The organism is Amycolatopsis sp. NBC_01286 (assembly GCF_035982555.1).
GTDB lineage: Bacteria > Actinomycetota > Actinomycetes > Mycobacteriales > Pseudonocardiaceae > Amycolatopsis.
In genome coordinates this window covers 7,396,568-7,411,425 of the sequence record NZ_CP108428.1, presented here as the reverse complement: position 1 = coordinate 7,411,425, position 14,858 = coordinate 7,396,568, and the positions used below count along the sequence as shown (strand labels likewise).

General features: G+C 71.7%; 16 protein-coding genes. 6 read left to right on the top strand and 10 right to left on the bottom strand.

Translation table 11 applies throughout. The features are described from left to right. Nucleotides 1–9 precede the first annotated feature (9 nt). The 3 genes from OG570_RS34810 to OG570_RS34800 are packed head-to-tail and all read left to right on the top strand — an operon-like array spanning nt 10 to nt 1,443. Nucleotides 10–435, top strand: a complete 426-nt coding sequence (locus OG570_RS34810; RefSeq protein WP_326953195.1) for an acyl-CoA thioesterase — start codon at nt 10–12, stop codon at nt 433–435. 4 nt (nt 436–439) lie between these two features. Beyond that, a complete protein-coding gene (locus OG570_RS34805) occupies nt 440–907 on the top strand; it encodes a tRNA (cytidine(34)-2'-O)-methyltransferase (RefSeq protein ID WP_326949742.1) in 468 nt (155 codons plus the stop codon). A 23-nt stretch (nt 908–930) separates the two neighbouring features. Continuing rightward, nucleotides 931–1,443: a hypothetical protein gene (locus tag OG570_RS34800; RefSeq protein ID WP_326953194.1), complete on the top strand. Its 513-nt coding sequence runs from the start codon at nt 931–933 to the stop codon at nt 1,441–1,443. A gap of 36 nt (nt 1,444–1,479) precedes the next feature. On the opposite strand, the gene OG570_RS34795 is transcribed toward OG570_RS34800, so the two are convergent. The 5 genes from OG570_RS34795 to OG570_RS34775 form a co-directional block, all read right to left on the bottom strand. Then, nucleotides 1,480–2,460: a VWA domain-containing protein gene (locus tag OG570_RS34795; RefSeq protein WP_247051936.1), complete on the bottom strand. Its 981-nt coding sequence runs from the start codon at nt 2,458–2,460 to the stop codon at nt 1,480–1,482. Continuing rightward, nucleotides 2,457–3,401, bottom strand: a complete 945-nt coding sequence (locus tag OG570_RS34790) for a DUF58 domain-containing protein (protein ID WP_326949744.1) — start codon at nt 3,399–3,401, stop codon at nt 2,457–2,459. The genes OG570_RS34795 and OG570_RS34790 overlap by 4 nt, the downstream gene beginning before the upstream one ends. 7 nt (nt 3,402–3,408) lie before the next feature. Next, nucleotides 3,409–4,482: an AAA family ATPase gene (locus tag OG570_RS34785; protein WP_247051938.1), complete on the bottom strand. Its 1,074-nt coding sequence runs from the start codon at nt 4,480–4,482 to the stop codon at nt 3,409–3,411. 162 nt (nt 4,483–4,644) lie between these two features. Further along, on the bottom strand, nt 4,645–5,199 hold the full coding sequence (gene mobA / locus OG570_RS34780; protein WP_326953193.1) for a molybdenum cofactor guanylyltransferase: 555 nt from the start codon (nt 5,197–5,199) through the stop codon (nt 4,645–4,647). 9 nt (nt 5,200–5,208) lie between these two features. Further along, nucleotides 5,209–5,913 (bottom strand): SAM-dependent methyltransferase, encoded by a 705-nt coding sequence (locus OG570_RS34775; protein ID WP_326953192.1) that lies wholly within the window; start codon nt 5,911–5,913, stop codon nt 5,209–5,211. Nucleotides 5,914–5,972: 59 nt separating this feature from the next. Between OG570_RS34775 and OG570_RS34770 the strand changes: the two genes are divergently transcribed. Further along, the gene (locus OG570_RS34770) at nt 5,973–6,368 is read left to right on the top strand and encodes a DUF1801 domain-containing protein (protein WP_247051941.1); all 396 of its coding nucleotides are present in this window, start codon (nt 5,973–5,975) and stop codon (nt 6,366–6,368) included. Between the two features lies 1 nt (nt 6,369). Here the strand turns inward: OG570_RS34770 and OG570_RS34765 are convergent, their stop codons facing one another. Beyond that, a complete protein-coding gene (locus tag OG570_RS34765) occupies nt 6,370–7,689 on the bottom strand; it encodes an NlpC/P60 family protein (RefSeq protein WP_326960242.1) in 1,320 nt (439 codons plus the stop codon). Nucleotides 7,690–8,072: 383 nt separating this feature from the next. Here OG570_RS34765 and OG570_RS34760 point away from each other — a divergent pair, with 383 nt between their 5' ends. Beyond that, complete coding sequence (locus OG570_RS34760) at nt 8,073–10,886, top strand: aconitate hydratase (protein ID WP_326953191.1); 2,814 nt, start codon at nt 8,073–8,075, stop codon at nt 10,884–10,886. A 71-nt stretch (nt 10,887–10,957) separates the two neighbouring features. After that, nucleotides 10,958–11,749, top strand: a complete 792-nt coding sequence (locus OG570_RS34755; protein ID WP_326953190.1) for an alpha/beta fold hydrolase — start codon at nt 10,958–10,960, stop codon at nt 11,747–11,749. Here OG570_RS34755 and OG570_RS34750 read toward each other — a convergent pair. The 4 genes from OG570_RS34750 to OG570_RS34735 all read right to left on the bottom strand — a co-directional run bounded on the left by OG570_RS34750 (nt 11,746) and on the right by OG570_RS34735 (nt 14,805). After that, nucleotides 11,746–11,928: a hypothetical protein gene (locus OG570_RS34750; protein WP_442788212.1), complete on the bottom strand. Its 183-nt coding sequence runs from the start codon at nt 11,926–11,928 to the stop codon at nt 11,746–11,748. The genes OG570_RS34755 and OG570_RS34750 overlap by 4 nt on opposite strands. An 89-nt stretch (nt 11,929–12,017) precedes the next feature. Continuing rightward, nucleotides 12,018–12,233: a hypothetical protein gene (locus tag OG570_RS34745; protein ID WP_326953188.1), complete on the bottom strand. Its 216-nt coding sequence runs from the start codon at nt 12,231–12,233 to the stop codon at nt 12,018–12,020. Between the two features lie 56 nt (nt 12,234–12,289). Further along, the gene (locus OG570_RS34740) at nt 12,290–12,997 is read right to left on the bottom strand and encodes an MgtC/SapB family protein (RefSeq protein ID WP_326953187.1); all 708 of its coding nucleotides are present in this window, start codon (nt 12,995–12,997) and stop codon (nt 12,290–12,292) included. Nucleotides 12,998–13,209: 212 nt separating this feature from the next. Beyond that, nucleotides 13,210–14,805, bottom strand: a complete 1,596-nt coding sequence (locus tag OG570_RS34735) for an alpha/beta hydrolase (protein ID WP_326960240.1) — start codon at nt 14,803–14,805, stop codon at nt 13,210–13,212. Between the last annotated feature and the right edge of the window lie 53 nt (nt 14,806–14,858).

Below are 14,858 nucleotides of genomic sequence, written 5' to 3'. Positions count from 1 at the left end.
ATTGGCGCGGTGACCGAACCCCGCCGGCCGATCGTCGAAATGCCGCTGCGCGTGCGCTACCACGAATGCGACGGCCAGGGCATCGTGTTCAACGCCCACTACATGGCCTATGTGGACATGTGCGCGTTCGAGGCGGAGAAGGCCCTCTTCGGCTCCCACGACGAGTTCCTCGCGCACCGCACGGACGTCGTGGTCGCGGAGGCGAACCTGAAGTTCCGCGCACCGGCCCGCTACGACGAGGAACTGGTCGTGTCGCAGTTCATCGTCCGCCTCGGGACGACGTCGATGGTCCACGACTTCGAGATCCGCCGCGGCGGCGCGCTGATCAGCGAAGCGACCCTGCGGTACGTGTTCATCGACCCGGCGACGATCCGCCCGGCCGCGCCGCCGGACGCCGTCCGCAAGCAGTACGCCGCGTTCCTGGCCGAGGGCTGAGCCGGTGTTCCGCGTTCTGTTCTACCACCCCGAAATCCCGCCCAACACCGGCAACGCGATCCGCCTCGCGGCCAACACCGGCTGCGAGCTGCACCTGGTCGAGCCGCTCGGGTTCACCCTGGAGGACAAGCAGCTGCGCCGCGCCGGGCTCGACTACCACGACCTCGCGCGGGTCCGGGTGCACGCGGACCTCGACGCGGCGTGGCAGGCGCTGCTGCCGGCGAACGTCTACGCGTTCAGCGCGTCCGCCACCCGGCTGCACACCGACGTCGCCTACACCCCCGGCGACGTCCTGCTGTTCGGGCCGGAGTCGGTCGGGCTGCCCGCCGACGTCCAGCAGGCGCCCGAGGTGACCGACCGGGTGCGGCTGCCGATGCTGCCGACCAGCCGCTCGCTCAACCTCGCCAACACCGCGGCGATCGCGATCTACGAGGCCTGGCGGCAGAACGGGTTCGCCGTTCCGGAGGCCTGACCGGCGTCCGGTAGGTTCGCCCGGTGCGACAGCAATTCCTGGGGGCGCTCATCGGCGCCGCGTTCGGTGCCGTGTTCGTCCTGGTCAACTCCGGTGACCCGCTGCCGGCCGTGGCCGGCTGGGTCCTGCGCGGCCTCGCCGTCGTCGCGCTGGCCGCCGTGGTGGTCGTCGGGTTCCGCGCGGGCGAGCGCCCCACGCTGGCGGACCGGCCGATGTTCGGGCCGAGCTACCGGGTGATCGTCATCGGCGAAGTGGTGCTGCTGATCGCCGGGTTCTTCGTGCTGAGCCTGCTCGACGCGCCGGTGCAGGCCAACGTCGCGTGGATCGCCACGATCGTCGGGCTGCACTTCGTGGCACTGGCCTCGGCGTGGAAGACACGCTCGATCCTCGTCGTCGGCGCGGTCCTGACGGTGCTCGGCGTCGTGGGTCTGGTCCTGCTCGGGACGGCGGCGCTGCCGTGGGTCCCGTTCGTCAGCGGCACGCTCTCCGGCGTCACCCTCCTGGCGGGGAGCCTGTACGGCGTCCGCCGCGCCTGACAAGGCGGCACTTTCACGTGAAAGTGCCGCCTCCGCTCAGGGGAGCCGCTGGCCGTAGAACAGGCTCGCCGCGGCGCCCAGCATCAGGATCAGCGTCCCGACGACCAGCCACGGCTTGCTCGCGTCGGCGTCCTTGATCTCGTAGCCGATCTGCTCGCCGAGGTCGCCATAGACCTTCTTCAGCTCTTCCGCGCTGGCCGCCTTGTAGAACTCTCCGCCGGACAGGCGCGCGATCTCGCGCAGCGACTCGTCGTCCACGCTCACCGGCTGGGCCTTGCCCTCGATGTCGACCGAGCCGTGCGTGGTGCCGAAGGAGATCGACGAGATCGGCACGCCGGCCTGCTTCGCCGCCTGCGCCGCGGTATAGCCGCCGCGGGCCGCGTACAGGTCCTCCGGGACGGTCTGCTTGCCGTCGGACATCAGCACTATGCGCGCCGGCGGCGGTCCGTCGGCGCCACCCACGACGCTGGAGAAGCTCTCCACCGACTGCAGGGCCGCGAAGATGCCCTCACCGGTGGCCGTGGACTGCGCCAGCTTCAGGTTGTCGATCGCCTTGATGACGCCGTTGCGGTCGGTGGTCGGGTTGACCAGCACCGTCGCCGTGCCCGCGAAGGAGATCAGCCCCAGGTTGATCCCCGGGGTCATGTTCTGCGCGAACTGCGTCGCCGCGTCCTGGGCCGCCTTCAGCCGCGTCGGCGCGACGTCGGTGGCCTCCATCGACAGCGACACGTCGATCACCAGCATCACGGTCGCCCGGTTGCGCGGCACCTTCTGCTCGGCGGTCGGCCCGGCCAGCGCCACGGTCAGCAGCAGCAGCGACAGCACGATCAGCACCGCCGGCACGTGCCGGACCCAGCCCTGGCTCTTCGGCGCGACCTTCTCCAGCAGCTCCAGGTTCGCGAACCGCATGGTCCGCTTCCGGCGCGCCCGCTGGGCCAGGACGTACCCGACGGCGACCGCGGCCACGGCGATCAGCAGCAGGAACCACCAGGGCGCGGTGAACCCCGTCAAGCTCACGCGACCCCCCCGGACCAGCGCCGCTTGCGGGCGACGACGAACCGGACCATGTCGGCGATCCAGTCGGCGTCGGTGCGCAGCGTCAGGTGCGCCGCACCCGCGCGCCGCAGGCCGGCCGCCACCGTCTGCCGGTGGGCGTGGGCCGCGGCCCCGAACTCCTTGCGCAGCAAGGCCGAAGCGTGCACTTCGCGCTGTTTCCCTGTCTCCGGGTCGGCCAGCACGACGGTGCCCACCTCGGGCAGGTCGATGTCGCGCGGGTCGAGGACTTCGATCGCGATCAGTTCGTGGCGCCCGCCGAGCGCCCGCAGCGGCCGCTCCCAGGTCGGCTCGCCCAGGAAGTCGGAGATCACCACGGCCAGGCCCCGCCGGCGCGGCGGCCGGCGCAACGCCTCCAACGCGTCGGCGAAGTCACCCCGGGTGCCTTCGGGCGCGCGCGGCGTCGCGGCGATCTTGCGGACCAGGCCGCGAGCGTGCGCGAGGCCGCCGCGCGCGGGGACGCGGGTGGTCTCGGCGCCGTTGGACAGCAGCGCGCCGATCCGGTTGCCGCCGCCCCCGGTCAGGTGCGCGACCGCCGCGACCGCGCAGACCACCAGGTCCCGCTTCTCGCACAGCGCCGTGCCGAAGTCGAGGCTCGCCGACAGGTCGGCGACCACCCAGGTCTCCAGCTCGCGGTCGGCCACCGTCTCGCGGATGTGCGGGGTGGTGGTGCGGGCGGTGACGGCCCAGTCCATCCGGCGCACGTCGTCGCCGGGCTGGTACGGCCGCGCCTCGCCGGGCTCGGACCCCGGCCCCGGCACCAGGCCGAGGTGGTTGCCCTGCAGCAGGCCGTCGAGCCGGCGGCGGACGTCGAGCTCCAGCGTGCGGAGCCCGGCCTCCAGCCGGTCGCCGCGCAGGACCGGCGGGGCCCACGAAGGGCGCTCGCCCTTCTCGTTCTTCGCCATCGCCGGGTTACCTGACCGGCGCGCCCGCCGGGACCGGGCCGCCCTGCCCGGCCCCGCCCTGCGGCCGGGCCGAGACCTGCGGCAACGGCACGGTCTGCAGCACGCGGGTGATGATGTGGTCGATGGGGACGCCGTCGGCGAGGGCGTCGTAGGACAGCACGAGCCGGTGGCGCAGCACGTCCGGCACGACGTCGACGACGTCCTGCGGCAGCACGTAGTCGCGGCCGCGGACCAGGGCCAGCGCCCGCGAGGCGGCGATGATGCCGAGGCTGGCGCGCGGCGAGGCGCCGTAGGACACCCAACCGGCGACGTCGGCGAGGCCGTGGTCGTTCGGCGTGCGGGTGGTCAGCACGAGCCGCACGACGTAGTCGACCAGCGCGTGGTGCACGAAGACCTGCGCGGCGACGCCCTGGAGGCGGACGAGCTCGCCCGGGCTGAGCACCTCGTGCGGGGTGGGCGGCGTGACGCCCATCCGGTAGATGATCTCGCGCTCCTCCTCGGCGGAGGGGTACTCGACGAGGATCTTGAACAGGAACCGGTCACGCTGCGCTTCCGGCAGCGGGTACACGCCCTCGTTCTCGATCGGGTTCTGCGTGGCGAGCACGAGGAACGGGTCCGGCATCGGGAACGTCTGGCCGCCGATCGACACGTGCCGCTCGGCCATCACCTCGAGCATCGCCGACTGCACCTTCGCCGGCGCGCGGTTGATCTCGTCGGCGAGCACGAAGTTGGCCACGACCGGGCCGAGCTCGACGTCGAACCGCTCGGCGCCCTGGCGGTAGATCCGGGTGCCGAGGATGTCGGCCGGCACCAGGTCCGGGGTGAACTGCACGCGCGAGAACGAGCCCCCGACGACCCGCGCGAACGTCTCGACGGCCAGCGTCTTCGCGACACCGGGCACGCCTTCGAGCAGCAGGTGGCCTTTGGCCAGCAGGCCGACCAGCATCCGCTCGACCAGGCGGTCCTGGCCGACGATGATCCGCTTGACCTCGAACACGGTCCGCTCCAGCAACTGGGCGTCCCGCGCCGGCGTGGCGGGCTGCTGCCCGTTCCCGCCCTCGGCGTAGCCGGGCTCGGTCACTCTGCCTCCTTGTTGAGTCCGTGCGCCGCCCCCGCGACGTTGATCACGCGGTGCGACCGTACTGCGTCCCCCGGTCGTCCGTCCGTCCGGCACGCGGACGCACGGGCAGGCCCGTGAGGGTAGCCAACACGGTGCCCGGTGTGACATCTGTGAAGCACCGGCTCAGGACAACCGGTCCAGGTCCTCGGGGGTGTCGATGTCGTCGGCCTCCCCCGGCTCGGCCGGGACGTCCACGATGTCCAGCGCGCCGAGCGTCCGGCGCAGGGCCGCGTTCTCCGGGTGCTCGGGCAGCGCGGCCCGCAGCGCCGGCACCCGCCAGACGCCGAGCAGCCACTGGCGGGCCCCCGCCGCGTCGACCAGGACCGCACCATCGGCACCGTCGGCGCCGCCGACCGCGGCTACCAGGCGGTCCACTGTGGACCGGCGGACGCCGGGCAGGTCGGCGGCGAGCACGGCGACCGCTTCAACGTCCTCGGGCACGAAGAGGAGCCCGGCGGCGACCGCGGCCACCGGCCCGGTGCCCGGCACGGGCTCGCGGGTCCACACGACGTCGAAACCGGGCCGTCGCGGGCCGACCGCGATCACCCGTTCGGCGCCCTCGAGGGCGTGGATGGCGCGGGTCAGCAACGGTTTTCCGCCCACGTTCAGGGCCGGCTTGTCCACACCGGACAGTCTGCGGGCCGACCCGCCGGCCACCACGATCCCCGCGTACCGCACCCCGGGACCCTAGCGGCCCAGCACGAGGTAGGAGAAGCCCAGCACACCGCGGTAGTCCCCGACGTACTGCCGCAGCCGTTCGCCGAGCCAGGCGCGCACCTCGGCCGCCCGCGGGTCGGCCGGATGGGCCAGCGCCCACTCCTGCCACGCGGCCCGCGACGTCGACTCGAAGTCGTCCCATTCGAGCTGGTCCGCGACGCTCAGGTGGAGCACCTGCCAACCCGCGGCACCGGCGGCGCCGAGCAGGTCCGGCAAGGTCAGGACGTCCTCGCCGAAGATCCCGACCGCCGCCGGGCCCGGCCGCGCGGCCCAGAAGCCGTCGCCGTAGAGCAGCCGTCCGCCGGGCGGGACCACCGTCGCGAGGCGCTCCAGCGCGACCCGGGACGAGCCGAAGGCGTGCGAAGCGCCGACGCAGAACACCCGCTCGGCCGGAGTTTCCCAGGTCGCCGCGTCCGCCTCGACGAACTCGACGTCGCGGCCCGCGGCCGCCGCACGCCCGCGGTCGAGGCCGGTGACGTCGGTGTCGACGCCGACCCCGCGCAGGCCGGGCGTCCGGGCGACGGCCCGCAGCAGCAGCTCGCCCCAGCCGCAGCCGAGGTCGGTCACCGTTCCGGTGAGCGTCATGCGGTCGAGCAGCAGCTCGGCGTGCGCTTCGGACAGCGGCGTGTTCCAGCGCATCCGGGTGCGCCGCAGCGCGTTCAGTTCGTCGTCCACCGGGCGATCCTGGGCCGCGACGGTGCCGCCGTCGAGCGAGTTTCGGCGATACTCGACGCGTGACCTACACCGTCGAACCGCGCGTCGACGCCTACATCGACGCCCTGCCCGAGTGGCAGCAGGCGATCTGCCGCGAGGTCCGCGAGCTCGTCCACGCGGCCGATCCCGAGGTGACCGAGACGATCAAGCGCACCCGGCAACCGTACTTCGTGCTGGACGGCAACATCTGCGCGCTGCTCGCGGCGAAGGACCACGTCAACGTCTTCGTCTACGACGGCGGCATCGTGCCCGACCCGGACGGCATCATCACCGCCGGGCACGGCAACAAGACCGCGCGGACGGTCGCCTTCCGCCGCGGCGAGCCGATCAACGCACCCGCCCTCACCGCGATGTTCCGGCAGATCATCGCGAACAACCGGGCCGGCGGCTGGCGCAAGCTGAAGCGCGACGCCTGACTCAGCCGACCAGGCGCGTCGCGTACGGCATGATCCCGCCGTAGCGCACCGGGGCGATCCGGACGCGGAGCCCGGACTGCGGGGCCTCGACCATCTGGCCGCCGCCGAGGTAGAGCGCGACGTGGTGGATGCCGCCCGCGCCGCCGTAGAACAGCATGTCGCCGCGGCGCATCTGCGACAGCGGGACCCGGCGGCCGGACGTGTACTGGTAGCCGCTGTAGTGCGACAGCGACCGGACCCCGGCGAAGGCGTAGATCATCAGGCCGGAGCAGTCGAAGCCGATCTTGTTGTAGTCGCCGTAGCGGTCGGCGACGCCGCCGTCGCGGATGCCGCGGGTCGGGCCGCTCGCGTTGCCGCCGCCCCAGGCGTAGGGCATGCCGAGCTTGGACAGCGCCCGGGCGATCACGGCCTCGATCGACGCGCCGGCCGGGGCCGACGGGCGGGACCCGGCGGACGGGCGGCCACCGCCGCCACCGCCGGACGACGCGAGCGCGGCCTGCCGGGCGCGCTCGTCGTCCTCGCGCTGCTTCTGCGCGAGCCAGTCCTGGTAGCGCTGGCGCTGCCCCTGCAGGCCGTTGACCTTGGCCTGCGCGGTGTAGAGCTGCTGCTCGACGCTCGACTTGTTGGCTTCGAGGGCCGAGTTCTGCGTCTGCTGGTTGTCCTGCGCGCTGACGGCGGCGTTCTGCGCGGCGTCGGCGCCGTTCTTCGCCTGGCGCGCGGCGTCCTGCTTCTGCTGGGCGATCTCGGCGGCCTTGCGGGCCGCGGAATCCTTGTTCGACTTCTCGGTCTGCGCCTGCTGGAGCCGGTCGAGGGCGTTGAGCCGGTCGCCGCCGACGGCGTCGAGCAGCTGCGCGCGGGCCAGCATGTCCTTCGGGCTGTCGGCGCTCAGGTACGCCGAGAGCGAGCCGACCGTGCTGCCCTGCTGGAAGCTGGCGGCGGCGAACGACTTCAGGTCGGTGCGCGCCTTCTCGATCGCTCCGGCCGCGGCGTCCGCCTCGGTCCGGGCGGCCTTGGCGTCGTTCTCGGCCTGCGCCGCCGCGTCCTGGGCGGTCTGCAGGTCGACCAGCGCCTTGTTGGCCTCTTCCTGCTTCAGCTCGACGTCGTCCTGCAGCTGCGACAGCTTCTGCTCGGCCTGGGCCAGCTGGTTGGTCAGCCGGCCGACCTCGCCGGCCTTCGCGTTCGCCTGGGCCTTGCTGGAGTTGAGGTCCGAGTCGCTGGGGTTGGGCGGCGGCGGGGGCGCCGCGAGCCCCGTGCCCCCCGCGCCGAACAAGATCACCAAGGCCAGGGTGCTCACGGTCAGTCCACGGCGCCCGCTCGGCACACACCAGCCCCTGCGCCGTTCCGGCACGACCGCCACCTCCGCTCACCTGCGCACATCGCGCGTCACTGCAGTCACACCACTATCACAAGCCTCAGCGGAAACTTACACACCGTAGGCACCAATTCCCCTTATTGAGGGACCCCTCGTGCGGATGGCGCAGCCCACACCGCGTGTCGTCTTGAACCCCAAACAGGACACGCGTACTGTTTGAGGCACCGCGAGGTGTGCCATCCCGCAGCCGGTCCTACGGTGGGGGTGCGCAAGACTCGCGTCCGCCTCGTGCGGACCCTGCACGACCCCGAGCACGACACCCGAACTGACCGAACCTGACCCGGGACTCGACCGCCGCACCGGCGCGGAAGTCCATGCCACTGGAGTTAGACGTGACCGCACCTGCCAGCAAGGACAGCTTCGGCGCCAAAGACACGCTGAAGGTCGGCGACGCCTCGTACGAGGTGTTCCGCCTGAACAAGGTCGAGGGCGCCGAGCGCCTGCCGTACAGCCTGAAGATCCTGCTCGAGAACCTGCTGCGCACCGAGGACGGCGCGAACATCACCGCCGACCACATCCGCGCGCTGGGCTCGTGGGACCCGAACGCCGACCCCTCCATCGAGATCCAGTTCACGCCCGCCCGCGTGATCATGCAGGACTTCACCGGCGTCCCCTGCGTCGTCGACCTCGCCACCATGCGCGAAGCGGTCACGGACCTCGGCGGCGACCCCGACAAGGTGAACCCGCTCGCCCCGGCCGAGCTGGTCATCGACCACTCGGTGATCATCGACGTCTTCGGCACCCCCGACGCCTTCGAGCGCAACGTCGAGATCGAGTACGAGCGCAACCGCGAGCGCTACCAGTTCCTGCGCTGGGGCCAGGGCGCCTTCGACGAGTTCAAGGTCGTCCCGCCGGGCACCGGCATCGTGCACCAGGTCAACATCGAGCACCTCGCGCGCACGGTGATGTCCCGCAACGGGCAGGCCTACCCCGACTCCTGCGTCGGCACCGACTCGCACACCACCATGGTCAACGGCCTGGGCGTGCTGGGCTGGGGCGTCGGCGGCATCGAGGCCGAGGCCGCCATGCTGGGCCAGCCGGTCTCGATGCTGATCCCGCGCGTCGTCGGCTTCAAGCTGACCGGCGAGATCCCCACCGGCGTCACCGCGACCGACGTCGTGCTGACCATCACCGAGATGCTGCGCCGCCACGGCGTGGTCTCCAAGTTCGTCGAGTTCTACGGCGACGGCGTGAGCGCGGTGCCGCTGGCCAACCGCGCCACCATCGGCAACATGAGCCCGGAGTTCGGCTCCACCGCGGCGATCTTCCCGATCGACGAGGAGACCGTCCGCTACCTCAAGCTGACCGGCCGCTCCGCCGAGCAGGTCGCCCTGGTCGAGGCCTACGCCAAGGAACAGGGCCTCTGGCACGACGCCTCGCACGAGCCGCAGTTCTCCGAGTACATCGAGCTGGACCTCTCGACGGTCGTCCCGTCGATCGCCGGCCCGAAGCGCCCGCAGGACCGCATCGAGCTGACCGACGCGAAGTCGTCGTTCCGCAAGTCGGTGCACGACTACGTCGACGGCGAAGACACCACCCCGCACACCAAGGTCGACGAAGCCTCGGAAGAGTCCTTCCCGGCCAGCGACGCGCCGTCGCTGTCGTTCGCCGAGGACGACGCCGCGCCGGTGATCGTCTCCGCCGCCAACGGTGCCTCGGGCCGCCCGACCAAGCCGGTCAAGGTCTCGACGTCCGACCGCGGCGAGTTCGTGCTCGACCACGGCGCCGTCGTGATCGCCTCGATCACCTCGTGCACCAACACCTCGAACCCGTCGGTCATGCTCGGCGCCGCGCTGCTCGCGCGCAACGCCGTGGACAAGGGCCTCGCGGTGAAGCCGTGGGTCAAGACGTCGATGGCGCCGGGCTCGCAGGTCGTCACCGACTACTACAACAAGGCCGGGCTCTGGCCGTACCTGGAGAAGCTGGGCTACCACCTGGTCGGCTACGGCTGCACCACGTGCATCGGCAACTCCGGCCCGCTCTCGGACGAGATCTCCGCGGCGATCCAGGAGAACGACCTCACCGCGGTCTCGGTGCTCTCGGGCAACCGGAACTTCGAAGGCCGGATCAACCCCGACGTCAAGATGAACTACCTGGCGTCGCCGCCGCTGGTCATCGCCTACGCGCTGGCCGGGACGATGGACTTCGACTTCGCGAACCAGCCGCTGGGCCAGGCCACCGACGGCACCGACGTGTTCCTCAAGGACATCTGGCCGACGCCGCAGGAGATCCAGGAGACCATCGACTCCTCGATCACGCAGGAGATGTTCACCAAGGACTACGCCGACGTCTTCGACGGCGGCGACCGCTGGAAGGCGCTGCCCACCCCCGAAGGCAAGACCTTCGAGTGGGACGCCGAGTCCACCTACGTCCGGAAGCCCCCGTACTTCGAGGGCATGCAGGCCGAGCCGGCGCCGGTCACCGACATCTCCGGCGCGCGCGTGCTGGCGAAGCTGGGCGACTCGGTCACCACCGACCACATCTCCCCCGCCGGCGCGATCAAGCCGGGCACCCCGGCCGCGCAGTACCTGACCGAGCACGGCGTGGAGAAGAAGGACTTCAACTCCTACGGCTCGCGGCGCGGCAACCACGAGGTGATGATCCGCGGCACCTTCGCGAACATCCGGCTGCGCAACCAGCTCCTGGACGACGTGCAGGGTGGCTACACCCGCGACTTCACCCAGGACGACGCCCCGCAGGCGTTCATCTACGACGCGGCGCAGAACTACGCGGCGGCCGGCACGCCGCTGGTCGTGCTGGGCGGCAAGGAGTACGGCTCGGGCTCGTCGCGCGACTGGGCGGCCAAGGGCACCTCGCTGCTGGGCGTGCGCGCGGTGATCACCGAGTCGTTCGAGCGCATCCACCGGTCGAACCTGATCGGCATGGGCGTCATCCCGCTGCAGTTCCCGCAGGGCGAGTCGGCGGCGTCGCTGAAGCTGGACGGCACCGAGACGTTCGACATCTCGGGCATCACCAAGCTGAACGACGGCGAGACCCCGCGCACCGTGCACGTCACGGCGACCCGCACCGACGGCACGAAGGTGGAGTTCGAGGCGGACGTCCGCATCGACACCCCGGGTGAGGCGGACTACTACCGCAACGGCGGCATCCTGCAGTACGTGCTGCGGAAGATGACGAACGCGTAAGGGTTCCTCTGCTTGACGAAAGGCCTCCTCGCCGGTCCCGGCGGGGAGGCCTTTTCGCTACGGTGGCGGGCATGGGGGAACGCATCGAGCTCGCCGACGGCCACCTGTCCTACGAGGAACGCGGCGAAGGCCCGCCGGTGGTGTTCCTGCACGCGGGCGGGATGACCCGCGCGATGTGGGAGCGGCAGTTCACCCGCTTCGCCGGTGCGCACCGCGTGATCCGCTACGACGCCCGCGGCAGCGGCGGCTCGTCGGACCCGTCGGGTCCCTTCTCCCACCGCGAGGACCTGAAGCAGCTGCTCGACGCCTTGGCCGTGGAACGCCCGGTGCTGGTCGGCTGCTCACTCGGCAGCCGGGTGTTCCTCGACTTCGCGCTGGCCCACCCCGACCGGGCGGCGGGGCTGTTCCTCAGCTCGCCGGGGATCAGCGGAATGGAGTTCCAGGACCCGTTCGTGCTGCGCCTGCTGGCCGAGGCGGGCGAGGCGGCCCGGTCGGGCGACGGCGCCGCGGTCCTGGAGTGCGTCCTGCGGTTGTGGGTCGACGGCCCGCACCGCACGCCCGCCGAGGTGGACCCGGCGGTCCGGCGGCTGTGCCGGGACATGCTGGTCGACAACTTCGGCCAGGGCCACGGCGCCCCCGATCCGGGCACCGAACTGGGCGCGATCGGCCGGGTCGCGGAGATCGGCACCCGCACGCTGGTGGTCACGGGAGACCTGGACGCCACGGACATCTTCGCGGTAGCCGACCTGCTGGAGCGCGAAGCCCCGCACGCGCGCCGGGTCCGGGTACCCGGCGCCGCGCACATGGTGAACCTCGACCAACCCGACCGGTTCGGCGCACTGCTCGAGGAGTTCCTGGCCTAAGCGGGCACGGCTTCCCAGCGCACGCTGGACACCGCGGGCTCCATTTGGGCGTCGTCGCGCCGGTCGACGGCCAGCTCGGCGCGGACCTCGACCGTGCGATCCTCCGGACGGTCCGTGCTCAGCACCGACAGCAGGCGGAAGTCCGTGCGCGCCAACGCTTGTACCACCAAGGCCCGCACGCGCGCCGGGTTCGGATGCCCGGCGCCGCGCACATGGTGAACCTCGACCAACCCGACCGGTTCGGCGAGCTGCTCGAAGAGTTCCTCGTCTAGGCCGGCACAGCGTCCCAGCGCACACTGGACACCGCGGGCTCCATCTGAGCGTCGTCGCGCCGGTCGGCGGCCAGCTCGGCGCGGACCTCGACCGTGCGATCCTCCGGACGGTCCGTGCTCAGCACCGACAGCAGGCGGAAGTCCGTGCGCGCCAACGCTTGTACCAGCAAGCCCCGCACGCGCGCCGGGTCCGGGTACCCGGCGCCGCGCACATGGTGAACCTCGACCAACCCGACCGGTTCGGCGCACTGCTCGAGGATTTCCTCGCCTAAGCGGGCACGGCTTCCCAGCGCACACTGGACACCGCGGGCTCCAACGACAGCCGGGACACCGCGGACTCCATCTGCGCGTCGTCCCGCTGATCGGCGGCCAGCTCGGCACGCACCTCGACCGTGCGATCCTCCGGACGGTCCGTGCTCAGCACCGACAGCAGCCGGAAGTCCGTGCGCGCCAACGCTTGTACCAGCAACGCCCGCACGTGCGCCTCGGAGTCGTCGCGGGTGACGGCCTGGAACTCGTAACGGGCCGGGGTTTCGTCGCCCGAGTCCGGGCGGCGGTCGACGACGCGGCCGAGCGGGCGCAGCACCACGTTCACCCCGACCACGACCGCCGTCCCGGCCAGGGCGACCGCGTACAACCCCGACCCAGCAAGGGATCCCACGGCGGCCGAGCACCACAGCGTCGCGGCGGTGTTGAGGCCGCGGACGTTGAGGCCGTCGCGCATGATCACGCCGGCACCGAGGAACCCGATGCCGGAGACGATCTGCGCGGCCACCCGCGTCGGGTCGGCGTCACCGCTGCCGGACAGGCCGCCGAAACCGTGGGCGGACAGCAGGACGAACAAGGTCGCGCCGACCGCGACGAGGGCGTTGGTGCGCAGCCCGGCCATCCGGGCGCGAAACTGGCGCTCGAACCCGATGACGGCGCCGAGGCCGACGCCGGTGCCCACGCGCAGCAGCATTTCGAAGATGGTCATGATCCGGCTCTTTTCCGGCGTGCGCGCACTGCCGGACAGGAGGCGGCCGGACGTCAGCCCAGCCGGAAACTCCCGGTGAGCGCGCGCCCGGCCGTCCGATGACTGTCCGCTGGCATGTGCCGCTCACCTCGCTTCCGTACTAGTGATGATCAACCTGAGCCAGGGTAGCCGGTCCCGCGGCCCGGGTGCGGGCCGCGGGACCGGGCTCACACTCAGAAGGGCTGGACGTTCGGCTGGAACACCTGGCCGTTCGCCGGCACCGTCAGGTCGGTCAGGTACGCCGCCACGGCCTGGTCGACGCCGAGGGCGTCACCGAGGATGCAGTGGCCGAACGCGTCGACCGACAGCAGCCGGGAGTTGCCCAGCTCGGCCGCCATCTGCTGGCCGAACTTGTACCGCGTCGCGGGGTCGTAGTAGTTGCTGACCACGACGACCGGGACGTCGGTCTTCGCCTGCCACGGACCGCGGTAGACGTCCGGCTTCTTCGCCGGCCACACCGGGCAGCCCGCCGTGTCGGCGAAGGCCTGGTAGCGGCCGAAGGTGCGCGACTCGCGCTCCCACTTGGCGGCGATGTCCGGCACCTGGTCCTGCTTGATCTTGAACGGCTTGTCGGAGCAGTTGACGGCGAAGTACGAGTCGTCGCTGGTGTAGGGGCTGTCCGGGTTCTGGTCAGCGAGCCCCTGCTTGCCCTTCACGATCAGCTTGAGCTGCCGGGCCTGCAGGGTCTGGGCCTGCGCGCCCGCCGGGTGGATCGTGTCGTAGAGCGCCTGCAGGTCCTCGGCCAGGCCGGGGAACGCCGAGGGCGAGTACAGGATGCTCGACACCGAGCCGGTGAACGCGTTGATGTCGACCGAGCCGCCGCCGGGGACGGTGATCGGCTGCTTGCGCAGGTACTCGCGCAGCTCGTCGAACTTCGCCCGCGGGGTGCCCGAGCTGAACGCGCACTTCGCGGCGGCCTCGGCGCACTTCTTCAGGAAGCCGTCGAGCGAGACCTCGAAGCCCTGGGCCCGCTGGCGGTCGTACTCGACGCCGTCCTTGGTGCGCAGCTGCGGGTCGACGTTGCCGTCGATGACGATCGCGCGGGACTGCTTCGGGAACATCGCGGCGTAGGTCGAGCCGATGAGCGTGCCGTAGGAGAAGCCGACGTAGGTCAGCTTCCGGTCACCGACCGCCGCGCGCAGCGTGTCGACGTCCCGCACGACGTCCTTCGTGGACATGTGGTTGAGCAGCGAGCCGGCGTTGTTCTTGCAGAACTGGCCGTAGTCGCGGTAGCTGGCGAGCGTGCCGGAGATCTCGGCGCGGCTCAGCGGCACCGGGACCTGGGCGCCGAAGATCTCGTCCGCGTCCTCCTGCGTGGTGAAGCAGCGCAGCGGGTTGCTCTGGCCGACCCCGCGCGGGTCGAAGCCGATCAGGTCGAAGCGGTCGAGCACCGGCGGCTGGAAGTAGTACTGGCCGCTGATCGGCATCCGCAGGCCCGAGCCGCCGGGACCACCGGGGTTGAGGAACAGCGAGCCGACCCGCGCGTCCGGGGTGCGGGCGGCGCGCTTGAGCAGGGCGATGTCGATCGTGCCCAGCGACGCGTTGTCGTGGTCGATCGGCACGCGGTAGCGCGCGCAGCTGTAGAACTTCACCTGGTCCGCGGGCACCCCGGCGAGGGTGGCGGCCGAGCAGGTCCCCCAGGCGACCGGCGCCGTGGCGCCGACGACCGCCGGCTTGACGGCCGCTTCCGGCGCGGCGGCGGCGGTGCCCGCGGTGCCGGCCAGTCCCATCCCGGCCACCAGTGCCCCCACCAGCGCGAACGAGCGCACCCGGCCCCTTGTGGATCTCCGCACGACGTTTCCTCCCTAGGTCACGCACTCGC

Bases quoted from the DNA above. Each gene is read 5' to 3' on its own strand.
- OG570_RS34790 (WP_326949744.1), bottom strand. From the start codon at position 3,401: ATGGCGAAGAACGAGAAGGGCGAGCGCCCTTCGTGGGCCCCGCCGGTC.
- OG570_RS34755 (WP_326953190.1), top strand. From the start codon at position 10,958: ATGGGGGAACGCATCGAGCTCGCCGACGGCCACCTGTCCTACGAGGAA.
- OG570_RS34740 (WP_326953187.1), bottom strand. From the start codon at position 12,997: ATGACCATCTTCGAAATGCTGCTGCGCGTGGGCACCGGCGTCGGCCTC.